Here is a 21,199-nt window from a genome sequence, read left to right as displayed (position 1 = left end):
CCGCGCGACGCCAAAGACATAATGCACGCCAGCTAAAATGAAAAGGCCGCAAAAGGACGGCCGCTAGCCCGTTCACCTGACGCCGACTGATCGCGCCGGCGCGGGCAGTCGGGAGGGGTTGCGTGATTAAGCAGGAACGTACGTCAACCTGACTGTATCCTCGCCAATTCGATCGCTGGCCAAAAGGCGAAGCGGTGGCCGTGGGCCGGCGAAGAATGGCTTGCCGCGGCCAAGCACGACGGGGTGGAGGTAGAGCCGATACTCATCAATGAGACCGAAGTCGGTCAGGGTTCGGGCCAGCTCTGGTCCGGAAATCGCAATCTCACCAACCAGTTGAGCCTTCAGCCCGCGGATCGTCCCCTCGATGTCATCTCTGACAAGCGTGGCGTTCGGTCCGACTGACGTCAACGAGCGCGACACGACCCACTTCGGTTGGCTGCGCCATGCCTCAGCGAACTCACGTTGCTCTTCGCTCCACTCAGGAAGGTCATCGTCCCAATATCGCATGATCTCATACATGCGGCGGCCGTACACGCTGCCGGTCAGGCTGCGCACATGCTCTATCCAGTGATGAAAGATTGCGACGGCGGACGGAATTTCCAGGTGGTCGACGTAGCCGTCCAGGGACTGGTTCATTCCAAAGACGAGCTTGGCCATGCTGCAAAGTCTCCATCCCGCGAGGGGTCAGCGTCTATCCGCCCGCAATCACCCCCTCGCCGCTACGCCAGCCGTAAGTGCATCCGCCTGTCGTGACGTCAAGTTTTTTTCAAAAAGATCCGGAATCGGGTTGCGCAGGCACGCCAGCGATCCGGCGTTGCCTGGGCTGGCTGACGATCGAGCGCGGAATTGGCCTGTCCGGCCGGCAAGCCGGGCGAAAGCCGGCTTTGGAATCGGGTCCAAGCGAATTCGGCGCAGACCGTTTTCTGTCCCCGTTATCCACATATGTGACACACAAGATGTTGGGGTCACAAAAGCTACGCAAACGAATCCTTGACGACGCAAACCGAGTCGCCTTTTATGTGCCATGTGCTCTTGTTGAGGGCGCGACCGGAGAGTTTCGAGCCCGGTCTTTTTTCCCGGATTTTGTGCGTTTTTGCCCAGATTTCCGCCTGTTTACGAGGCTGGCGGAAGCGTTGGGATCGTGGGGCTTGGGGTGACGAAAGGGAGAATTGTCGGACTGGAAAAAATCATCTGTTAACACTATATTTAGTGTTTGCAGGCAGTCTCGACGCTAGATAGTGTGAACCTCCCTCGTACGAGGGAATCGATCAAAGTTTCAGTTGAGGGACCCGCAAGGGTCGGTCTGCAGCCCGGGCAAACGCTTGGGAAGGCGTATTGCTGTCTGCATGCCGGCACGAGCGAAAAGGAGAGTGCCGGCGTTGCTCGCAATGCCGGCAAACGGCGGACTGCGTTTTTCAGCTTGTGGGGCAGAAATCCCTGGGGAAAAGCGCTATATATAGACAAAAGGGACCGGACCAATGCGCATCGAGCGTCGTTTCACCAAGCAAGGGCAATCGGCTTACGCGGAGATCGAATTCCGCAAGGCGCTTTCGGAGATCAAGAATCCGGATGGCTCGGTGGTGTTCCGTCTCGATAACATCGATGTGCCGGCGCAGTTCTCCCAGGTTGCCGCCGACATTCTGGCGCAGAAGTACTTTCGCAAGGCCGGTGTCCCCGCGCGCCTGAAGAAGGTCGAGGAGAACGACGTCCCCTCCTTCCTGTGGCGCTCCGTCGCCGACGAGGCCGAGCTGGCAAAACTGCCGGAAGCCGAGCGCTACGGTTCCGAGATCGACGCCCGCCAGGTCTTCGACCGGCTGGCCGGTACCTGGACCTACTGGGGCTACAAGGGCGGCTACTTCAAGTCGGAAGACGATGCCCTCGCCTTCCGCGACGAGCTCGCCTACATGCTGGCCACCCAGCGCGTCGCGCCGAATTCGCCGCAATGGTTCAACACCGGCCTGCACTGGGCCTATGGCATCGACGGTCCGAGCCAGGGCCACTTCTATGTCGACCCGTTCACCGGCAAGCTGACCAAGTCGAAGTCCTCCTACGAGCATCCGCAGCCGCATGCCTGCTTCATCCAGGGCGTGCAGGACGATCTCGTCAACGAGGGCGGCATCATGGACCTTTGGGTGCGTGAAGCGCGCCTGTTCAAATACGGATCGGGCACCGGCTCGAACTTCTCGCTGCTGCGCGGCGAAGGCGAAAAGCTGTCGGGCGGTGGTCGCTCGTCGGGCCTGATGAGCTTCCTCAAGATCGGCGACCGCGCAGCGGGCGCCATCAAGTCGGGCGGCACGACGCGCCGTGCGGCCAAGATGGTCATTGTCGACGCCGACCACCCCGATATCGAGGAATTCATCGACTGGAAGGTCAATGAAGAGCAGAAGGTCGCCTCGCTGGTGACCGGCTCCAAGATCGTCAAGAAGCATCTCGAAGCGATCATGAAGGCCTGCATCAATTGCGAAGGCCATGACGACGACTGCTTCGACCCGGCGCTCAATACGGCGCTGAAGCGCGAGATCAAGGCGGCCAAGAAGTCGGCGGTGCCGGAGAACTACATCTACCGCGTCATCCAGTTCGCCAAGCAGGGCTACACCTCGATGTCGTTCAAGACCTACGACACCGACTGGGATTCGGACGCCTACCTCACCGTTTCCGGCCAGAACTCCAACAATTCGGTGTCGCTGAAGGACAATTTCCTGCGCGCCGTCGAGGACGATGCCGACTGGCACCTGACCGCCCGCAAGGACGGCAAGGTGCTGAAGACGCTGAAGGCACGCGACCTCTGGGAAAAGATCGGCTACGCCGCCTGGGCGTCGGCAGATCCCGGCCTGCATTTCAACACGACGATGAACGACTGGCACACCTGCGCTTCGGCCGGTGCGATCCGGGCCTCCAACCCGTGCTCGGAATACATGTTCCTCGACGACACGGCTTGCAACCTGGCCTCGATCAACCTCCTGCCCTACCGCAATGCCGACGGCACGATCGATATCGCAGCCTACGAGCACACGGTGCGACTGTGGACAGTCGTTCTGGAAATCTCCGTCATGATGGCGCAATTTCCGTCGAAGGAGATCGCCAAGCAGTCCTACGAATACCGCACGCTCGGCCTCGGCTACGCCAACATTGGCGGCCTGCTGATGACGTCTGGCATCCCCTATGACTCCGACGAGGGCCGCGCCATCTGCGCCGCACTCACCGCGATCATGACCGGCGTCGCCTATGCCACCTCGGCCGAGATGGCGTCCGAACTCGGCGCCTTCGCCGATTACGACCGCAATGCGCAGAACATGCTGCGCGTCATGCGCAACCATCGTCGTGCTGCCTACGGTGAAAAGGGCGGCTATGAGAAGCTGGCCGTCAATCCGGTGCCGCTGGTCGCTTCCGACCTCAAGCAGCAGGCGCTTGTCGAGCACGCCAAGGCCGCCTGGGATCGCGCCATCGAGCTTGGCGAAGAGCATGGCTATCGCAATGCGCAGGCAACCGTGATTGCGCCGACCGGCACGATCGGCCTCGTCATGGATTGCGACACCACCGGCATCGAGCCCGACTTCGCCCTGGTGAAGTTCAAGAAGCTCGCCGGCGGCGGCTACTTCAAGATCATCAACCGCGCCGTGCCGGAAGCGCTGCGCACGCTGGGCTACTCCGAAAGCCAGCTCGCCGAGATCGAGGCCTATGCGGTCGGTCACGGCAACATGAACCAGGCGCCGGCGGTCAACCCCGGCTCGCTCAGGGCGAAGGGCTTTACCGATGAGAAGATCGCGGCGCTCAATGCCGCGCTGAAGTCGGCCTTCGACATCAAGTTCGTCTTCAACCAGTGGACGCTCGGCGCCGACTGGGTGAAGGAAACGTTCGGCTTCACCGACGAGCAGCTCAACGATTTCTCGTTCGAGATGCTGCCGGCGCTGGGCTTCTCCAAGAAGGACATCGAGGCCGCCAACATCCATGTCTGCGGTGCGATGACGCTGGAAGGCGCGCCTTTCCTCAAGCCCGAGCACCTCGCGGTGTTCGATTGCGCCAGCCCGTGCGGCAAGATCGGCAAGCGCTCGCTCTCGATCAACAGCCACATCCAGATGATGGCGGCGGCACAGCCCTTCATCTCGGGCGCCATCTCCAAGACCATCAACATGCCCAACGATGCGACGGTGGAAGACGCCAAGGGCGCCTACATGCTGTCGTGGAAGCTGGCGCTGAAGGCCAATGCGCTCTATCGCGACGGCTCGAAGCTGTCGCAGCCGCTCAATGCCTCGCTGCTCGCCGATGGCGAGGAGGACGAGGACGATGCGGTCGAGCAGCTGATCCAGGCCCCGGCGGCAGCGCGCGCGGCGCAGATCACCGAGCGGATCGTCGAGCGCATCATCGAGCGCGTGTCGCGCGAGCAGGAAAAGCTGCCGGGACGCCGCAAGGGTTATACGCAGAAGGCCAAGATCGGTGGCAACACCATCTTCCTGCGCACCGGCGAATATGACGATGGCCGTCTCGGCGAGATCTTCATCGACATGAACAAGGAAGGCGCAACCCTGCGCGGCCTGCTCAACAACTTCGCCATCGCCATCTCGCTCGGCTTGCAGTACGGCGTGCCGCTCGACGAATATGTGCACGCCTTCACCTTCACCAAGTTCGAGCCGGCCGGCATGGTGCAGGGCAACGACGCCATCAAGAGCGCGACCTCGATCCTCGACTACGTGTTCCGCGAACTCGCCATCTCCTATCTCGGCCGCAACGACCTCGCCCATGTCGATCAGTCGGATTTTTCCAACACGGCACTGGGACGCGGCATCAGCGAAGGCAAGACGGACGCGGTCTCCAAGGGCCTGACCCGCGGCGCCTCGCCGGTGAAGCTGGTGTCGCGAGTGACCGGCAGCGAGCCGAAGGGCTTTGCCGGCGCCGGCACACCTGCCCGCTCGGCGCCGACTGCCTTCTCCGGCTCCAACGTGCTGGCGCTGAAGCCGGCCAGCGACGAGGCTGTCGCCTACAAGCGCGACTATGAAGAGCGGGCCAAGGAATTGGCCGAGGACATCGCCTTCGAGGAGGTTGTGGAAGCGGCTTCCACCGATGCCACCGCAGCACTGTTCACCGACGCTGCGGCAAATGAAGCGGCCGAAGCCAAGAAACTCGCCGCCGACCGCCGCGCCAAGTCGCTGCTCCAGGGCTACACCGGCAATTCCTGCTCCGAGTGCCAGAACTTTACCATGGTGCGCAACGGGACCTGCGAGAAGTGCGATACGTGCGGTGCTACGAGCGGGTGCAGCTGAGAAAATTCGAACGCTAAAACGCAACATCATCGGCCCGGTCGCAAGATCGGGCCGAAATGGTAAAGGGAACAAAAAGGGTACAACGCATAAGGATGTCTTTATGTGACATCCTCCAAAAACACCAAAGGCCGCCCCTTTCGGGTCGGCCTTTGGTACCGCGAATAAGCCGAAGCTCACGCGGGGCGAAGAGACCTGACGACCTCTCCTGTAGCAAGGTTACCATATGGGGAGTCGGGACTTAGAGTCGAGGTAGCTAAGGCGCAATGCCATTGAAAGGAAACCGAAATGGCAAGTTCAGACCGAAAAACCATAGACATCGGGCGCGACTCCAAAACTGGTGAATTTATTCCAGTGAAGGAAGCCGAGCGACGGCCAAATACAACTACGGTCGAGCGCGTGCCCAAACCTGGACGTGGCGATACCAAAGGTGAACCGCCTCGCAGGAAATAACCTAGGAACTACCGGCCACTTCGCGTGGCCGGTAGTCCGCAATTCATTTTGTTTCGGAGATAGTACTAGTGGCACACCGCACGGCAATTGAGGCACTTGCTGACAACCAAGGTGTTCTCGGCACGAAATATGGTTTGGCATTTCATCACACATGCCAAGCGCTTTGGCGCGTTTCCTCATCATGGGATCGCTATCAAGCCTTGTTTTCAACTCAAGAACGAGTTGAGCTTTTGAATCGCAGCGGCGGTAATTTTTGGTGTGCGATACAAGATATGATGTTTGAAGATGTGTTACTCGGACTTTGTCGCCTGACGGATCCTGCCAAAATGGGGCAGAATGAGAATTTGAGCATTAACACGTTGGTTGAGCTAGATACATCAAAGCACAAATCTAGACTGCGACAGCGCGCGAAATTAGCCACAAAGAAAGCTAACTTCGCGCGCACATGGCGCGACAAACGAATTGCTCACAACGACTTTGAGCAAATTACTGAACTTGCGAACAAGCTAGCGCCTGCTACGGGCGTAAAGATCACAAATACGATCATCTCAATTCACGATGTACTTCGATGGATCAATGCAAGACATTTTGGCGGCGACATGGGTTTGTTGGACATGGGCGACCGAGATGCGATTGAGGTTATGGCTGTCATTGCCGATGGGTTGCGATATGACGAGTTGCGGGAAACTGACTACGAAGTCGGAAACATGCGTAGCATATACGATCGTAGGCTTGACTGGATGGCTGACGGCCCTGATCCCATGAAACGCTATGAAAAACGGGATCGATTGAAGCTTCCTAAGCCATTGAACACTTTAAGCCGCCAGTAGAACAAGCTGCGCCGCGACGAGCGCTACCCCGCCGGCAACACCCGCAGCGTCTGTTCGTCGAACAGCGGCTCATCCTGCCCGACGCGGACGAAAAGCGCCTTGCTCCCCTCACCCGCCGGCACCTCGAAATACTGGATGCCGTCGGGCATTTCGCCCCAGTCGCCGCAGGGCGGCTCGGGAACCTCGTCGTTGGCGAGCGCCTTCAGCTCTTTTGCGTAGGCGGCGTCGGGGCTGAATGTGTAGCGTTTGACGCCGGCGGGCACGGTGCCCTCGGTGTAAGGTGCCACTACGCAGCGGGCGCTGACGGCCTTGTCGGTCTTTTCCAGCAACAAGCGCAGCACTGCGGCCTCGGCGGTTTCGCCTGATTTGATGGCGAACACCTCGACCAGAGGATCGGCCGCGCCGCCATCGCTGTATTTGATGGCGAGTGCGTTGCCGGCGAATTCGAAATGGATCTGGCGGAAGCCGAAATCGCAGCGCTGCACCCAGGCGGCCAGCCCGACCGTCTTGTCGGCCAGTTTTTCCCAGACGCATTTGTCGATCGGCGGGCGTGATGGCGCCGGCTCGTCCGCGCGTGCCACGGCCGAAATCGTTATGGAGGCAAGCAGGGCGCAGCCCCAGACAATCGATCTCATGGCGCTATTCATCGCTGCATCCTGTCAAAGTGAAGGCGTCCCACGCCGAGCCCTCGGGATTGGCATTGGCGAAAATCGGCAAATTCGGTGAAAGCAGTGCCGAAATCGGGCAACAACAGACCTTTCGGCGCCGGGGTCGCTTCGCGAGAATTCAACTGCTCGGCGCCGCCTCCGGTCAAGGCATAGACTTGGCCCATCCATATCCGGCAGAGCCCGCTGCCATCCTCCAGGCCCGCTTCGCGGTCGTCGTCGGTGCAGGTGTGGCGGATGGTGCCGAGCGGAAACGAGTTCCTGCCGTTGGTCCAGGTGATGTCGGCCGGCAGGCGCGTGTCGGTGTTCGGCACGGTCAACGAAAACACTTCGGCTGTCAGTGCAGCCGGCTCATTGTCAAGCGGCCGGAATTGCATCACCGCACCCGAACGCGGCTCGCGATAGGTGGCGTGGCTCAGCAAACACTCTTTTGCGCTCGCCGCCTGCACGGCGCCGAGCAGACCCAGGGAAACGATGGCCAGCCTGCGGACGATCATTGGATGTCTCGCCATGAAAACGGGCGCCTCAGACCAGTCCGACCAACCAGGCCGCGGCGCCGATAAAGCCAGCCGAACAGACCCACAGCAGCCAGAGCCCACGTACCCTGCATTCGAGCACGGCTGAGCCTGGGTTGGCGGGGTCATAGTGCACGTCGACCTTGCTGCCCTCGGCATAGCTGCGCGCCTGGCCGCTGACGAGGCCGGGCAGCGAAGCCGTGACCGTGGCGCCGAAGGTGACGCGGTCGGAGGTGTAGCGCTGGCCGGCGACGCCGTAGGTGTAGACGATACGGGATTTGAAAACGGTGCTCCAGCGTCGATAGTTGCTGTAGTTTCGCAGCGCCTGCAGACCTGAGGAATCGATGCGGCCGGCGACGACCGGCCACTTTGCCGCCTGCTCGGCGAGCGACTTCTGGACGAAGGCCATGCGCAGGATCATCAGGCCCATGAACAGCAGCAGCGCTCCGGCGCCGAGGTTCTGCGGCTTGGGCAGATGCGGCCGGATCGCCTCCAGCACGCCGCCGAGCGAAAACACCAACACCACTGTGCCGATCACCAACCCGGCCGAGAGCTTGACCATGAACTTGAAGGCGCCGTCGGGCATGGTGCGCTCGATGACGGCCTTGCTCGGATCGGCCGGATTGTAGAAGACAGTCACCTCCGCGCCGCGCGGAAACTGGGCAAGGGTTTCGGTGACTTCGAAATTCCCCAGATTCTCCTTCACGCTGTAGCGCGAGCTCTGAAATTTCTTGCCGCCCACCTTGTATTCGAAGGTGATCGCCGGAAAATTGCGCATCTCGGTGGTGTCGCTGCTGTCCGAGCCAACGCCCGAGCTTCTGACTTCACGCGCCTCGACGCGGGACGAGATGATCTTTCCCGGCGTCGGCAGCCAGCGGCTGAGTGTTCGCACCTCGCGCCATTTCACGAAGGTGATTAACGACAGACCGCCCGCGATCGCGCAGGCAAATCCGACAAGCAGAAATTTGAGTTCTACGTCCACCGCGTCCCCAATCCCCCCAGGAGTGCAGGTATCAGCACATAGACAGCACGGCGACGGCAATGTCTTGTTTATTCGCAAAAGGAGGATAGTCGGCAACCGACAGATCGAGAGGTGCGCTCCGTCCCCGATTGACGCCTGTCCACACAGCACATTCCGAGGCGCCTCTTCCTCGGGTATCGAAGCCCCGCCAACTTTGTTAAGAGTCGCCCCAAACTGTTAGGAGCCACGAGACCAGGATGACAGCACTGCGCGTTCTTTCAGATGCCTTCATTCCGGAACTCCCGAACCACTACAAAGGCAAGGTCCGCGAGAATTACGATCTGCCGGATGGCCGCCGCATCATCATCGCCACCGATCGCCTGAGCGCCTTCGATGTCATCCTGACCGCTATCCCGCTCAAGGGCGAGCTGCTGACGCAGACGGCGCGCTACTGGTTCGAAGAGACGGCCGATATCTGCCCGAACCATGTGCTCGATTATCCCGACCCCAATGTCGTTGTCGGCACAAGGCTCGACATATTGCCGGTGGAAATCGTCGTTCGCGATTACCTCGCCGGCACCACCAGCACCTCGGTGCTGACGAAGTACAAAAACGGTGAGCGCGATATGTACGGCATCCGCCTGCCGGACGGACTGCGCGACAATGAGAAGCTGCCGCAGGCCATCATCACGCCGACCAGCAAGGCGCTCGATGGCGGTCATGACGAGCCCTTGACGCGCGACGACATCCTGACGCGCGGCCTGTTGTCGGAAGAGCAATGGGACACCGTCTCAAGCTATGCGCTGGCGCTGTTTGCGCGCGGCAAGGCGCTGGCCGCCAAACGCGGCCTGATCCTGGTCGACACGAAGTATGAGTTCGGCACGAACAAGGATGGCACCGTCATCCTTGCCGACGAAATCCACACGCCCGACTCCAGCCGCTACTGGCTGGCAGCAAGCTACGAGCAGCGCTTCAAGTCCGGCGAGCGGCCGCAGAGCTTCGACAAGGACTTTATTCGTGCCTGGGTCACGGCGCGCTGCGACCCCTACACGGACCGTATTCCGAAAATCCCGGCCGAGCTGATCGAGCAAACATCGCGGGTCTATACCCAGGCCTACGAAACCATCACCGGCAAGACCTTCACTGCCGACACCTCGGGAAAGACCGTGCTGGATCGCATTCGCGAGAATCTGAGGCCTTACTTCTGACAGCGATTGCCTTGCAGTCCGCGCCGGGTCATGACGGCCGCACAGTCAGGAAGGTGGTCCACTCCTCACGATCGCGGCCGACGTTGAATTCGTCCCCGACAAGGACCAGCCCAGCGCTTTCGAGACGGGCCGCGAAATCGTCCCGGCGCCAATAGACAGTATGATATTCGCCGCTCTTTTCGCCATCGCCAATGCGCATCGATACCAGGAAGGCGCCGCCCGGCCGCAGCGAGGCGGCAATCTTGGCAAGCACCTGGTCGATCTGCTCGCGCGGCACATGGATCAGGACGCACAAAGCGAGCACCGCGTCATAGGGGCCGCCGAGATCGTCGGTGATGAGATCGAGAAACTCACCGTGCTTGCCGCGTGCGGCCTGCAGCTCAAGAAACCGCTTTGTTGCGTCGGTGCGTCGAACCTGGACACCGAGCCCCTCGACGAAGTCCGCATCGTATCCGGGTCCCGACCCGACTTCCAGAATCCGGCCGCCTGTGCCGGCGATCTTCACAAGGCGCTTCAGCCATTTCTGTTCTCTTTGGTTCGGAACGTGCCGCACCAGTGCGTCGTAGCGTTCGGCATAATCTTCATAGGCGTTGATCGTTTGACGGCTCTTGGCCAAGTCCTCGGACAGCACAGTCATCTTTCCCTCCCTTGGTCAAAGAGCTTGCTTAGCGAATGGTGCCGGGAGGCACGCGTCCGTCAAGCATCCCGATATCCCTAAGGAAATGATCCGACACCGAACGGCGATCGAGCAGGCCGCGCTTGCGGGGTCTGAACGGAGCGGTGAAGAGGTCGAGCACCGGGCGGCGAAGCGTGTTGTAGAGAGCGATGGTGGTGGTCATTGCCGTATCCTCCAGGGTTTGATCTGATGAACACAGCATGCCGTTTTCCGGTCTTGGTTTCCAATCGAACGTCACGTAGTATGCATCAGGAGGATTGATGCGTCATGAGCTGGGAGCTACCGCCATTAGGGGCTATCAGGGTCTTTGAAGCCGCGGCGCGACTGGGCAGTTTCACCAAGGCGGCCGAAGAGCTCGGCATGACCCAGTCGGCGGCCAGCTATCAGATCAAGGTGCTGGAGGAACGCGCCGGGACGCCGCTTTTCATAAGAAAAACAAGGCAGATTGCGCTGACGGAGGCCGGACAACAGTTGGCGCCGCTCGCAACCGGCGCGTTCTCGGCCTTGGCGGATGCATGGCTCGCCACCAAGGGTGGAGCGAGCGGGGTGCTTTCCGTCACGACGATGGGAACATTTGCGTCGAACTGGCTGGCTGTATGGCTGGGAACATTCCAGCTGATGCATCCAGATCTTGCCGTGAAGGTGAATACATCGCATGGGCTGGTCGATTTCACGCGCGGCGACATGGATGTCGGCATTCGCACCGGCAGTGGAAAATGGCAGGGTCTCACGGCGCACTATCTGTTCAAGGCAGACTACACGCCGATGCTCAGCCCGAAACTCGCCGAGAGCGTCGGCGGCATCCATCGCCCCGAGGATCTTTACAAGGTGCCGCTATGCTGCGCCGACGATCCCTGGTGGGAAATCTGGTTCGAAGCGGCCGGCGTGCCGTTCGAGCCCGATCGCATCATCGCGGGCCCGAAGCTGGGTACGCAGGCCTATGATGCGATGGCGGCGCTGACCGATCGGGGCGCCGCGATCCTCACCAAGAACCTCTACAGCGCCCTTTTGGCAAAGGGCCAGTTGATACAGCCATTCGACGTGCTTGGATCCGATGGCGACGGCTATTGGCTGGTGCATCTGGAGAGCCGCCGCAACACACCCAAGATCAAGGTGTTTCGCGAGTGGGTGCTGGCGCAAACCGCAGAGATACGCGAACGCGAGAGGGACGACAGCTCGCAAGGCCCGGCGATAAAGCTCGCCAGCGCCTAGACCTCTAATCCTTGAAGATCAGCCCGTACTTGGCGACCTGCTCCTTCGGCATATCCGCAAGTGCCTGGCGGGTGGTGTAGCCGCCGTAGATCACCTTGCCGTTCTTGATCATCCAGTCCTCAACGTCGGCTTCGGCCACCGTCATCCTGTCGCCCATCTTGTACTTGTTGCCGTTGACCGGCACATCGGCGAGCAGTCCGATATAGGAGCCGTCGCTGTAGCCGACCAGCTGCAGCCAGATATGCTCGGTGGCGCCGTTCTGGGTCAGCGGGAATTTCACCGTGTAGGTGCCGGGCGTGCCGGCATCCATCAACTCGTGGAAGCGCTTGAGGGTCGAGCGGCCGCTGGTCTTGGCGGCCTGCATCGCCTTGTCCTCGGTGGAATAGGAAACGACGTTTTGCTTCGACTCCGCCAGCGTGTCGCCACTACCCGGCATATGCCCGAGTGAATTGAAAAAGCCGTAGCCGACAGCGGCGACAACAGCGATAGCCACAATTGGATTGCGCATGGACCCCTCCGAAACCCGATCACGGGCACGTTACCGGAGGGCTGTTGCGATACCGCTAAAAGACAGAGTGAGTGGATCGTTAGCGAGACGCTGAAAATTCAAGCCAAGGCATTGTCGCCAGCCCTGCAGGAAGCCCTCAGTCGGCGTCGGCGACGGTGGTCTGCCCGCCCGCCCATGCCCGCCAGGCGCGCTCGTCACCATGGAAGACGTTGAGGTCGATGCGGCCGGTCACGCCATGCGACAGGCCGGAGCCGGAATACTGCCAGAACAGCCATTTGCGGCCGGGATAGACCTTTGAGGGATGCCGCGCCACCGCGCGCAGCCAGAACGGGTAATCGAGAAAGGCGCCCTTGAGATTGTCGCGGTAGAAATCCGGGCTGGTGTAGATGATCGGCCGCTGGCCATAGTGGCGCTCGAGCTTATCCATGAACACCTGCATCTTCTCCAGCACCGTGGCGCGCGACGGCCGCCGCTTGCAGGAAGACTCGCCGTTCCATTCGACATCGATCACCGGCGGCAGCGCGCCATCCATCTTCGGTACGTTGCGGATGAACCAGTCGGCCTGCTCGCCAGCGGTGCGGCACCAGTAGAAGAAATGATAGGCGCCGCGCTTCAGTCCGGCGGCGTCGGCATTGCGCCAGTTCTTCATGAACATCGGGTCGAGATGGTCGCCGCCATCGGTCGCCTTGATGTAGGCGAAGTTGGCGCCCTGGGCGCGCAGCTTGCTCCAGTTGACATTGCCCTGCCAACGCGAGACGTCGACGCCATGCACGGCGAGATAGCGTGGCGAAGCCTTGCCAAAATTGATCGGTTTGGCGTCGCGAAAGCCGTAGCGGGTGACGGGCGAGGCCAGCATTGCGGGCGCAGCGCGCGTCAGCCGCTTCGGCGGCGACACCAACGCCACAGGCTCGACCTGTGGCTCGGCGCTCTCCTGAGGTGTGTCCGCGACGATGGCCTCTTCTTCCTCGACCATAGAGAAGGGCGGCGCATTGTCGGCCACAGCGTTGTCGGCCACCAGGTCGGACCGCATCGGCGCGAGGTCGGCGGTCTCCATCGGAGCCGCCGTGACCGGCGCGCTCGGCCGCATGACCGAACTGGTCGTCTCGTTCGATGGTTGCAAGGCATCGACGCCCGCTGTGGACGAGCAGCCGGCAAGGCACAGCGATGCCACCATAAAACTGACGACGCCTGAAATCCGCATCTGGACCTGTACGCAAAACACAACAGACCGAAGGCAAACAGACGCCGCCGGACAAACCGGCTTCGATTACTAACGATAAATTACCAATAAAGTTTGAATCAAGTTGTTAGGTATGTTTCTTCCTTCTCCCCTTGTGGGAGAAGGTGGATCGGCGCGATAGCGCCGAGACGGATGAGGGGTGTTCCAGCGGAGTGAGGCGTTGGCATTCCCTGGAACACCCCTCATCCGACCTCGCTTCGCGAGGCCACCTTCTCCCACAAGGGGAGAAGGGGAAGCGCCTACCTGCCGAGCCATTGCTGCATGCAGCTTTTGGCCACCACATGCGCTGGTGGCACGGCGTCAACAGCAGGGCGACGCGCTCGTTCGAGCAGCAGGCGAACCTGTTCGGGGCGCACGCGGTCGCGCTCCATCACGAGCAGGACCATCGGATCGCTCAAAAGCTCGTCCAGGGTGTTGATTCTGTCGCTCATCGGTCGTCTCCTCGAATACCAGGCCCGCAGCCGATAGATAGGCAGGCAATCATGGCCCGCCAATGACGCTTTGCCGGCTATGTCGTGGTTTCGAGCTTAATTTTTGGTAAGGCCGGCGTCAGGTCGGAGGCGGCGCACCTTCATAGTGCGGCAGGCCGTCATCAAGCCGCAGCCAGGGCTGCTTCGAGGCGGTCCACATATGCATTTCCGGCTTGAACAGCGAGGGATCGTCGAGCGAGCCGGTGGTGATGCCGACAATCCCGGCGGAGTCGCGCCGGGAAAACAGCGTCGTGCCGCAAGCGGCGCAAAAGCCGCGCTTGAGGTCCGGCGAGGTGTTGACCGTCGCCACCTGACCCTCGACCGTGACATCATCGATGCGAAACAGCAGGCGCGCGTTGAAGGCCGCGCCGATCACCTTCTGGCAGCGCCGGCAGTGGCAGACGCGCTGGTTGAGCGGCTCCGCTTCGGTGCCGTAGCGCACTGCCCCGCACAGGCACCCACCCTGATATTTCGCCATCATCTGAACCCCATCGCGCTGAAGGTCCTTGGAAGTAACGACAGGCAGCTCTCGGTCAATTGAAAAGCCCTGATGGCGCTATCGATTGCGCTGATACGACCGATGGGCTGCCACTGGCCCAACCCAGGCGGCGGCGAAGCATTGACAGCCAGCCGGCGGCCGCGCCTGTCTTGTGGCTAGGTCGGCCGGGAGGAAACCATGGCGCAGGATATCGAAACCATTGCCGTCGCGGATCTGTTCGGGCCGCCCTCGCCCGGCCGCGAGCGCACCGACGCGCGGATCCTGGCTGCCGCGTCCGGCATCGGCTTCATGGCAATCCGGGATTTTCCGGGTGATGAATGGCTGACGCGGGACAAGCGATTGCTGCTGCTCAACATCTTCGCCCTGCCCGACGCCGAGAAGGCAAAGCTGCTACGCTGGAATTTCGACCGCACGAAGAAGAACGTCTATCGCGGTTGGTTCCCGCTGCAGCCGACCGCGGTGTCCTACAAGGAAGGCATCGACATGGGGCCGGACATTGCGCATGCGCGAGGCGTCGGCAGCGACGATGCGGACGACCCGTTGCGCGAGGCAACGCCATTGCCGTCCGAAGCGATATCGCCCGACTGGCGCGCTTCTGCCGCAAGCTACTATTTGGCCATGGAAGCGCTCGGCAACGCGCTGATGCGCTCGATCGCGCGCGGCCTCGGCCTGTCGGAAACGATCTTCGATGCCGATTTCGACGGGGGCATCTCGACGCTGCGGCTGATCCGCTATCCCTTGCGCGACGCCAACAGCGGTGTCGACCTGAGCGGGCCGGAGTTTTCCGTGATCCATAAGGGCGAGACGCGCACCATCATCGGGCGTGAACATGCCGATTCCGGCTTCGTCACGCTGCTGGCGCAGGACGGTGTCGAGGGGCTGCAAGCCAAAAACCTTGCCGGCGACTGGATCGACGTGCCGCCCGCCGACGGCACGCTGGCGGTCAATTTCGGCCAGTTGCTCGAGCGCTGGACCGGCGGGCGGGTGCGGGCGACGCGGCACCGGGTGATCGCGCCGAAGACGGCGCGCTTTTCGATCCCGTTCTTCTACGAGCCACGCGTCGATGCCGAGATCGCGCCGCTGCCGCTCGCCGGCGCCGCCCCGTTCGAGCCGTTTCTCTATGGCGACTATCTCTGGGAGTCGGCGACGAATTTCGTCGAGATGAGCGGCATCAAGCATTTGCGCGAGCCGCGCCGCGCCAAGGCTTCGTAGTTTCGCAGGCACAAAAAACCGGCCGGTTCTTTCGAGACGGCCGGCCTGCATTTCAGACCAAACTATTTCGTTTCGCTGACGATCTCGTCCCAGGTCTTCACCTTGGTTTCGCCATTGAGGAAGGGAAGTGCCGCGGCCGTCAGCTCCGGCGCGAAGAAGACGTCGTAATGGGTGCGGTTGGGCAGGATGGCCAGCCGGTTCTGCGACAGGTTCTCACGCATCCAGCCGGCATCTTTCAGCCCGCCGCCGAGCATCTGGTAGAACTTGATCTCGTGCTCGGGCTTGTACATGTCGCTGTCGCCATAGGCCAACATGACCGGCATTTTCAGCTTGGCGACATCGGCTGAATAGTCGTAATCCTTGCGCATGAAGTTGCCGAGCGCGTCGAGCAGTTTCGGGAAATCGTCCGGGCGCGGCGCCACGGCAACGTAGGATTTGTACATCGGCGTGTCCTTCATGAAATCGGCGGCAGCCGCGCTGACCTGCGCCTGCTGCGGACGCATCTCATCATAGAAGCCATTGGCAGCGAAGCCGGTCGAAACCAGGACCAACCGGCGCACCGTTTCGGGATGCTGGACCGCCATGCGGAAGGCAACGCCGCCGCCCAGCGAATAGCCCATGACGTCGACCTTGTCGTAGCCAAGCGTCTTGACGATGGCGGCCATGTCGTCGCCCATCCCTTCCAGGCTGAAGGGCCGTTCGCCAAGCGCGGTGCGGCCATGGCCTTGCAGGTCGACGGCAATGATGGTGCGGTTCTCCGCCAGCTTCGGCAGCAGCGGTGCGAACATGTCGGATGTGCCGAGGCCGCCATGCAGCAGAAGCAGCGGTTCGCCCTTGCCATAGACGGCATAATAGTAGTTCAGGCCGTCGATCGGCAGCAGGCCGGACTTTTCAGGCTTCGGCATGGCTGTTGCTTCGGTGGTCATGGCGGGCTTGGTCTCCTCTGCATTGGCTGGGCCGGGCACTGCGAACAAGGCAGCGACCGAGGCAAGAATGGCGAAATAGATTGGTCTGGACATGTCAGTCTCCTCAGCTTCTGCCCCAAGGACGGGCAAGCACGCAGCATGCCGACACGGTCCGCGAAAAATCCGCGGAACGACGATCGGCCGGCTGTTGTTGATGGGTCGGAGACTGCGCCTCAATGGCGCTTGGCTTGCACCAGATAGGCGTCGATCTCGGTCTCGCCGAGCCATTTGGCGGCTTCCAGCCGGTGCAGGCCCTCGACTAGTATGTGGCGCTTGCCGTCATGGCGGACCTGTATCGGCGTCTTCATGCCGTTTTCCAGAATGTCTTCGGCCAGATGCCGGACCGTTTCGGGATGCAGCGTCTTCTTGCGCGCCGTCGGCACGTAGATGTCGTCGACCTTGACCTTCTGCACTCTCAGCATGCCGGCTCTCGAGACGGAAAATACCGCCTCGCCTGAGATAGTCGGTTTGGCGGGAGCGGCCAAGAGCGGCTAAGCAATTGCTGGCCCGATCGTTTCCATTTGACGCTTGGCCGGCAGATAGCCGAAATGGCGGCCTTCGATCCTTTCCGGTGTTCATGACCCAGCTGCCGACCGAATTCCCCGATTTCGGGCTGACGCCCGAGCAGCGCCGCGAGGCGGTGCGCGGCCATTATTACGAATGGCCGGGGATGGATGGCGAGCGCGGTGAGATCTGGTGTTATTCAGACCGCTTCTCCTATCGCGCGGGTGAGACCGTAACGTTGCATGTCAGTTCGACGGCGCCGCGCTTCGGCGTTGTCATTGTCCGCGACGGCGGCAGCGAGACAAAAGTCTTCGAGCAAACAGGTCTGTCGGCACGCTGGCAGGACACGCCTGACCAGTGCTCGGTCGAAGGCTGCGGCTGGGAGGCGTCGTTCGAATTCCGCATAGGGGACGATTGGCCTTCCGGAGCCTACCGGCTGACGCTCACGGCACATGGGCACGACGGCAAGCCGATCCTTTGCCACCACCTCATCATTGTCGCCCCACAAGCCGGCAGAAAACCCGGCCGCGTGCTGCAGGTGGCGGCGACCGGCACCTGGCTTTCCTACAACACATGGGGCGGCTCCAACGCCTATCAGGGCATCACCGGCCCGGGCCGTGACCAGTATGCGCGCATGGTGTCGACGCAGCGGCCGTGGTGCCGTGGCTTCGTCGTGCTGCCGAAGGATGCGCCGCGGGTGCCGCTGGAGGTCGCGGTGCCGCCAAAAACCGTGCCGCGCTATCCCCATATGGAATGGGCTTACGCCACGGGACATTCGAAGAAATACACCTCCTCCGGCTGGGCGAGCTATGACAGCCACTTCTTCCGCTTTGCCGAGCGCGCCGGCTACGGCGTCGATCTCGCCAGCCAGCACGATCTGCATTTTGCGCGCGAAATCCTCGACGGCTACGACTGCGTCGTCTTCGTCGGCCATGACGAATACTGGACCTGGGAAATGCGCGATGCGGTCGATGCCTATGTGGCGAATGGTGGCCATGCGGCGCGCTTTGCCGGCAATTTCATGTGGCAGACCAGGCTTGAGGACGAAGGCCGCCGGCAGGTCTGCTACAAATACCGGGCACGGGCCGAAGACCCGACTTACCGCGGCGGCGACGTCACCCGCGCCACCAATTCCTGGGAAGCACCGGAGATCGGCCGCCCCGGCGCAACGACCTTCGGCCTCAACGCCACACGCGGCGTCTATGCCGGATGGGGCGGCTGCGCGCCGCGCGGCGTGCGCGGCTTTCCGGTCTACCGTCCCGAGCACTGGGCCTTCGCCGGCACCGGCATCTACTATGGCGACCTGCTCGGCGCCGACAGCCATGTCTACGGCTATGAGGTCGACGGGCTTGATTTCGAAATCCGTGGCGGCCTGCCCTACCCGACACCGGAAAGCGGCGCGCCCGACGGGCTGCAGGTGCTGGCCGTCGGCATGGCCAGCCAGGTCGAGGAAAGCGCCGACATTCCGATCGAGGATCAGTTCCTGACCGACGAGGATGGCCGCTTCACCGCCGAGACGCTGTTCGGCGAAGCGACTGACGCCAATCTGGAAAAAGTCAAACGCGGCAATGGCATGATCGTCAATTTCCCGCGCGGCAGGGGCGAGGTTTTCCACGCTGGAAGCTGCGAATGGGTGGCAGGCCTGCTAAGGCAGGACCCGATGGTCGAGCGCGTGACCAAGAATGTAATCGACCGCTATCTCGGAAAGTCCTGACATGCAGAAACCTGCCGCACCCGAAGCCCGCCGCGCGTCGCATCTGTTCTACCTCTCCAGTCTGCGCCGGCCGCTGATCGACCGCGCCGAAGGCATCTATATGTGGACGCAGGACGGTCGCCGCTTCATCGACGGATCGAGCGGGCCGATGGTCGCCAATATCGGCCACTCCAACCGCAACGTACTCGACGCCATGAAGCGGCAGATGGACCGCGCCACCTTCGCCTACCGCCTGCATTTCGAGAACGAGCCGGCCGAGGAACTGGCGCGGGAACTCGCGGGCAAATTGCCCGAAGGCATGGACCGCATCTTCTTCGTGTCCGGCGGCTCGGAAGCGACTGAATCCTGCATCAAGCTGGCGCGGCAATGGGCGGTCGCGACAGGCCAGCCCAGCCGCTACAAGGTGATCACCCGCTTTCCCTCCTATCATGGCGGCACGCTGGGTTCGCTTTCCATCACCGGCGACGACGCGTTGGCCGAAACCTTCACGCCGATGATGCGGGTAATGCCGACCGTGCCGGCGCCGACCGCCTGGCGCGACCGCGACAATCTCTCGATGGAACAGCGCGGCATTCGCTATGCCGACATGCTGGAAGAGAAAATCCAGGCTGAAGGCTCGGACAGCGTGCTTGCCTTCATCATGGAGCCGATCGGCGGTGCTGCAACGTCCGCCCTCGTCGCACCGGACAGCTATTATCCGCGCATCCGCGAGATCTGCGACCGCTACGGCATCCTGCTCATCCATGACGAAGTGATGAGCGGTGCCGGCCGCACCGGCAAATTCCTCGGCGGCGACCATTGGAACTGCAAGCCCGACATCGTCGCGTTGTCGAAGGGGCTGGGCTCCGGCTATGCGCCGCTCGGCGCGCTGGCGGCCCCGATGCGGCTGGTTGAGCCGCTGCTGGCGTCGGGCGGCTTCCAGCATGGCCACACTTATGCCGGCAACCCGCTGGCCTGCGCTGCCGGGCTCGCCGTGCTCGGCGAGATGGACCGGCTCGACCTCGTCGCCAACGCCGCCGCCATGGGCGACGTGTTGATGGACGGTCTGAAAGGGCTGGCGAAGCGCTTTCCGTTCATTGCCGACGTGCGTGGCAAAGGCTTGCTCACCGGCGCCGAAATGGTCGCCGATCCCGAGACGCTGCGGCCGATCGATCAGGGCAAGAAAGCCACCCAGCGCCTGCTAGACCTCGCCTATGAACGCGGGTTGATCATCTATGGCCGCAGGGTCAAGGGCGGCGTCGACGGCGACAATTTCATGGTCGCGCCGCCGATGATCGTCACGGCTGAACAGGTCGGCGAGATCATTTCCATCATCGGAGATTCGCTGGAGGTTCTGGCCGCCGAACTCGACCTGCCGGTCGAAGGCTGAGGAACAAAAGATGGCGCCGAGGAAAGTCATCATCACCTGTGCGGTCACCGGCTCGGTGCACACGCCGTCCATGTCGCCCTATCTGCCGCTGACACCGGATCAGATTGCGACCGACGCCATTGCGGCAGCCGAAGCCGGCGCCTCGATCCTGCATCTGCATGCCCGCGATCCCAAGGACGGTCGGCCGACCGCCGACCCTGAGGTGTTCATGCAGTTTCTGCCGCGCATCAAGCAGGCGACGGACGCGGTGATCAACATCACCACCGGCGGCTCGTCGCTGATGACGCTGGACCAGCGGCTGGCCGCACCGCTCAGGGCAGAGCCGGAAATGTGCTCGCTCAACATGGGCTCGATGAATTTCGCGCTGTTCCCGATGCTCGACAAGCCAAGGGAATGGCAGCACGAGTGGGAACCAAAACTGCTCGAAGCCACCCGCGACACGATCTTCAAGAACACGTTTGCCGACATGGAAGGTGTGCTGGAAAAACTCGGCAAGGGCTGCGGCACGCGCTTCGAGTTCGAATGCTACGATGTCGGCCATCTCTATTCGCTGGCGCATTTTCGCGATCGCGGCCTGGTGTCCGGACCGCTGTTCATTCAATTCGTGCTCGGCATTCTGGGCGGCATCGGCGCCGATCCCGATAACCTCATCCACATGAAGCGCATCGCCGACAAGCTGTTCGGCGACAGCTACCAATTCTCGGTGCTCGCCGCCGGCCGCAACCAGATGCCGCTGATCTCGATTGCGGCGGCGATGGGCGGCAATGTCCGCGTCGGGCTGGAGGACAGCCTCTATGATGGCCGCCAGCTGGCGAAATCCAACGCCGACCAGGTGCGCCGCATCCGCGGCATTCTCGACGGGCTGTCGCTGGACGTCGCCACACCGGCGGAGGCGCGCGACATGCTGGCGCTGAAGGGCGGCGATCGGGTGGCCTTCTAGGGC

The 21,199-nt window shown here is 61.9% G+C and carries 21 protein-coding genes; 9 read left to right on the top strand and 12 right to left on the bottom strand.

Annotated features, from left to right (window positions below; all coding sequences use genetic code 11):
* Positions 1-126 precede the first annotated feature (126 nt).
* The gene (locus AC1D1B_RS17455) at positions 127-657 is read right to left on the bottom strand and encodes a dihydrofolate reductase family protein (protein WP_477333707.1); all 531 of its coding nucleotides are present in this window, start codon (positions 655-657) and stop codon (positions 127-129) included.
* Positions 658-1,478: 821 nt separating this feature from the next.
* Between AC1D1B_RS17455 and AC1D1B_RS17450 the strand changes: the two genes are divergently transcribed.
* Both AC1D1B_RS17450 and AC1D1B_RS17445 read left to right on the top strand, forming a co-directional pair.
* On the top strand, positions 1,479-5,258 hold the full coding sequence (locus tag AC1D1B_RS17450; protein ID WP_477333706.1) for a vitamin B12-dependent ribonucleotide reductase: 3,780 nt from the start codon (positions 1,479-1,481) through the stop codon (positions 5,256-5,258).
* A gap of 518 nt (positions 5,259-5,776) precedes the next feature.
* Complete coding sequence (locus AC1D1B_RS17445; protein ID WP_477333705.1) at positions 5,777-6,538, top strand: AbiU2 domain-containing protein; 762 nt, start codon at positions 5,777-5,779, stop codon at positions 6,536-6,538.
* A 23-nt stretch (positions 6,539-6,561) separates the two neighbouring features.
* On the opposite strand, the gene AC1D1B_RS17440 is transcribed toward AC1D1B_RS17445, so the two are convergent.
* The 3 genes from AC1D1B_RS17440 to AC1D1B_RS17430 are packed head-to-tail and all read right to left on the bottom strand — an operon-like array spanning position 6,562 to position 8,700.
* Positions 6,562-7,173: a hypothetical protein gene (locus AC1D1B_RS17440; RefSeq protein WP_477333704.1), complete on the bottom strand. Its 612-nt coding sequence runs from the start codon at positions 7,171-7,173 to the stop codon at positions 6,562-6,564.
* A gap of 8 nt (positions 7,174-7,181) precedes the next feature.
* Positions 7,182-7,700 (bottom strand): hypothetical protein, encoded by a 519-nt coding sequence (locus tag AC1D1B_RS17435; RefSeq protein WP_477333703.1) that lies wholly within the window; start codon positions 7,698-7,700, stop codon positions 7,182-7,184.
* Between the two features lie 28 nt (positions 7,701-7,728).
* A complete protein-coding gene (locus tag AC1D1B_RS17430) occupies positions 7,729-8,700 on the bottom strand; it encodes a DUF3592 domain-containing protein (protein WP_477333702.1) in 972 nt (323 codons plus the stop codon).
* 245 nt (positions 8,701-8,945) lie between these two features.
* On the opposite strand from AC1D1B_RS17430, the gene AC1D1B_RS17425 reads away from it, so the two are divergent.
* Positions 8,946-9,887, top strand: coding sequence for a phosphoribosylaminoimidazolesuccinocarboxamide synthase (locus tag AC1D1B_RS17425; RefSeq protein ID WP_477333914.1), 942 nt, complete (start codon positions 8,946-8,948; stop codon positions 9,885-9,887).
* A gap of 28 nt (positions 9,888-9,915) precedes the next feature.
* On the opposite strand, the gene AC1D1B_RS17420 is transcribed toward AC1D1B_RS17425, so the two are convergent.
* Positions 9,916-10,524 (bottom strand): class I SAM-dependent DNA methyltransferase, encoded by a 609-nt coding sequence (locus tag AC1D1B_RS17420; protein WP_477333701.1) that lies wholly within the window; start codon positions 10,522-10,524, stop codon positions 9,916-9,918.
* Between the two features lie 28 nt (positions 10,525-10,552).
* Positions 10,553-10,726, bottom strand: a complete 174-nt coding sequence (locus AC1D1B_RS17415) for a hypothetical protein (RefSeq protein ID WP_477333700.1) — start codon at positions 10,724-10,726, stop codon at positions 10,553-10,555.
* A 104-nt stretch (positions 10,727-10,830) separates the two neighbouring features.
* Here AC1D1B_RS17415 and AC1D1B_RS17410 point away from each other — a divergent pair, with 104 nt between their 5' ends.
* Positions 10,831-11,775 carry a LysR family transcriptional regulator gene (locus tag AC1D1B_RS17410; protein WP_477333699.1) on the top strand — a complete coding sequence of 315 codons (945 nt, stop codon included), beginning with the start codon at positions 10,831-10,833 and terminating at the stop codon, positions 11,773-11,775.
* Between the two features lie 4 nt (positions 11,776-11,779).
* Here the strand turns inward: AC1D1B_RS17410 and AC1D1B_RS17405 are convergent, their stop codons facing one another.
* Both AC1D1B_RS17405 and AC1D1B_RS17400 read right to left on the bottom strand, forming a co-directional pair.
* Positions 11,780-12,283, bottom strand: coding sequence for a DUF2314 domain-containing protein (locus AC1D1B_RS17405; RefSeq protein WP_477333698.1), 504 nt, complete (start codon positions 12,281-12,283; stop codon positions 11,780-11,782).
* Between the two features lie 136 nt (positions 12,284-12,419).
* A complete protein-coding gene (locus AC1D1B_RS17400) occupies positions 12,420-13,445 on the bottom strand; it encodes a glycoside hydrolase family 25 protein (RefSeq protein ID WP_477333913.1) in 1,026 nt (341 codons plus the stop codon).
* Here AC1D1B_RS17400 and AC1D1B_RS17395 point away from each other — a divergent pair.
* Positions 13,348-13,557 (top strand): hypothetical protein, encoded by a 210-nt coding sequence (locus AC1D1B_RS17395; RefSeq protein WP_477333923.1) that lies wholly within the window; start codon positions 13,348-13,350, stop codon positions 13,555-13,557. The two genes, AC1D1B_RS17400 and AC1D1B_RS17395, sit on opposite strands and share 98 nt — an antisense overlap.
* Before the next feature lie 205 nt (positions 13,558-13,762).
* Here the strand turns inward: AC1D1B_RS17395 and AC1D1B_RS17390 are convergent, their stop codons facing one another.
* Entirely contained in the window at positions 13,763-13,954 is a 192-nt protein-coding gene (locus AC1D1B_RS17390) for a hypothetical protein (protein ID WP_112561471.1), read from the bottom strand.
* Between the two features lie 118 nt (positions 13,955-14,072).
* Positions 14,073-14,471, bottom strand: coding sequence for a GFA family protein (locus AC1D1B_RS17385; RefSeq protein ID WP_477333697.1), 399 nt, complete (start codon positions 14,469-14,471; stop codon positions 14,073-14,075).
* 198 nt (positions 14,472-14,669) lie between these two features.
* Here AC1D1B_RS17385 and AC1D1B_RS17380 point away from each other — a divergent pair, with 198 nt between their 5' ends.
* Entirely contained in the window at positions 14,670-15,704 is a 1,035-nt protein-coding gene (locus AC1D1B_RS17380) for an isopenicillin N synthase family dioxygenase (RefSeq protein WP_477333696.1), read from the top strand.
* 62 nt (positions 15,705-15,766) lie between these two features.
* Here the strand turns inward: AC1D1B_RS17380 and AC1D1B_RS17375 are convergent, their stop codons facing one another.
* Together AC1D1B_RS17375 and AC1D1B_RS17370 are read right to left on the bottom strand one after the other, a co-directional pair.
* A complete protein-coding gene (locus AC1D1B_RS17375; protein ID WP_477333695.1) occupies positions 15,767-16,723 on the bottom strand; it encodes an alpha/beta fold hydrolase in 957 nt (318 codons plus the stop codon).
* Between the two features lie 119 nt (positions 16,724-16,842).
* The gene (locus AC1D1B_RS17370; protein WP_008875526.1) at positions 16,843-17,091 is read right to left on the bottom strand and encodes a ParB N-terminal domain-containing protein; all 249 of its coding nucleotides are present in this window, start codon (positions 17,089-17,091) and stop codon (positions 16,843-16,845) included.
* A 155-nt stretch (positions 17,092-17,246) separates the two neighbouring features.
* Here AC1D1B_RS17370 and AC1D1B_RS17365 point away from each other — a divergent pair, with 155 nt between their 5' ends.
* From AC1D1B_RS17365 to kce, 3 genes are read left to right on the top strand one after another with little or no spacing between them, the layout of a single operon-like run.
* A complete protein-coding gene (locus AC1D1B_RS17365) occupies positions 17,247-18,887 on the top strand; it encodes a N,N-dimethylformamidase beta subunit family domain-containing protein (protein WP_477333694.1) in 1,641 nt (546 codons plus the stop codon).
* 1 nt (position 18,888) lies between these two features.
* Positions 18,889-20,256: an aminotransferase family protein gene (locus AC1D1B_RS17360; RefSeq protein ID WP_477333693.1), complete on the top strand. Its 1,368-nt coding sequence runs from the start codon at positions 18,889-18,891 to the stop codon at positions 20,254-20,256.
* Positions 20,257-20,266: 10 nt separating this feature from the next.
* Positions 20,267-21,196 carry a 3,5-dioxohexanoate:acetyl-CoA acetone transferase gene (kce, locus tag AC1D1B_RS17355; protein WP_477333692.1) on the top strand — a complete coding sequence of 310 codons (930 nt, stop codon included), beginning with the start codon at positions 20,267-20,269 and terminating at the stop codon, positions 21,194-21,196.
* Positions 21,197-21,199: the final 3 nt, after the last annotated feature.

The organism is Mesorhizobium sp. P2_C5_2 (assembly GCF_056404535.1).
The sequence above is the reverse complement of the archived record's forward strand: the minus strand, read 5'-3'. Positions and strand labels throughout refer to the sequence as shown.

What these genes read in the sequence shown, in the direction of transcription:
- AC1D1B_RS17455 (WP_477333707.1), bottom strand. Translation starts at nt 657, where the DNA reads ATGGCCAAGCTCGTCTTTGGAATGAACCAGTCCCTGGACGGCTACGTC.
- AC1D1B_RS17450 (WP_477333706.1), top strand. Translation starts at nt 1,479, where the DNA reads ATGCGCATCGAGCGTCGTTTCACCAAGCAAGGGCAATCGGCTTACGCG.
- AC1D1B_RS17440 (WP_477333704.1), bottom strand. Translation starts at nt 7,173, where the DNA reads ATGAGATCGATTGTCTGGGGCTGCGCCCTGCTTGCCTCCATAACGATT.
- AC1D1B_RS17435 (WP_477333703.1), bottom strand. Translation starts at nt 7,700, where the DNA reads ATGATCGTCCGCAGGCTGGCCATCGTTTCCCTGGGTCTGCTCGGCGCC.
- AC1D1B_RS17420 (WP_477333701.1), bottom strand. Translation starts at nt 10,524, where the DNA reads ATGACTGTGCTGTCCGAGGACTTGGCCAAGAGCCGTCAAACGATCAAC.
- AC1D1B_RS17415 (WP_477333700.1), bottom strand. Translation starts at nt 10,726, where the DNA reads ATGACCACCACCATCGCTCTCTACAACACGCTTCGCCGCCCGGTGCTC.
- AC1D1B_RS17410 (WP_477333699.1), top strand. Translation starts at nt 10,831, where the DNA reads ATGAGCTGGGAGCTACCGCCATTAGGGGCTATCAGGGTCTTTGAAGCC.
- AC1D1B_RS17405 (WP_477333698.1), bottom strand. Translation starts at nt 12,283, where the DNA reads ATGCGCAATCCAATTGTGGCTATCGCTGTTGTCGCCGCTGTCGGCTAC.
- AC1D1B_RS17390 (WP_112561471.1), bottom strand. Translation starts at nt 13,954, where the DNA reads ATGAGCGACAGAATCAACACCCTGGACGAGCTTTTGAGCGATCCGATG.
- AC1D1B_RS17385 (WP_477333697.1), bottom strand. Translation starts at nt 14,471, where the DNA reads ATGGCGAAATATCAGGGTGGGTGCCTGTGCGGGGCAGTGCGCTACGGC.
- AC1D1B_RS17380 (WP_477333696.1), top strand. Translation starts at nt 14,670, where the DNA reads ATGGCGCAGGATATCGAAACCATTGCCGTCGCGGATCTGTTCGGGCCG.
- AC1D1B_RS17375 (WP_477333695.1), bottom strand. Translation starts at nt 16,723, where the DNA reads ATGTCCAGACCAATCTATTTCGCCATTCTTGCCTCGGTCGCTGCCTTG.
- AC1D1B_RS17370 (WP_008875526.1), bottom strand. Translation starts at nt 17,091, where the DNA reads ATGCTGAGAGTGCAGAAGGTCAAGGTCGACGACATCTACGTGCCGACG.
- AC1D1B_RS17365 (WP_477333694.1), top strand. Translation starts at nt 17,247, where the DNA reads ATGACCCAGCTGCCGACCGAATTCCCCGATTTCGGGCTGACGCCCGAG.
- AC1D1B_RS17360 (WP_477333693.1), top strand. Translation starts at nt 18,889, where the DNA reads ATGCAGAAACCTGCCGCACCCGAAGCCCGCCGCGCGTCGCATCTGTTC.
- kce (WP_477333692.1), top strand. Translation starts at nt 20,267, where the DNA reads ATGGCGCCGAGGAAAGTCATCATCACCTGTGCGGTCACCGGCTCGGTG.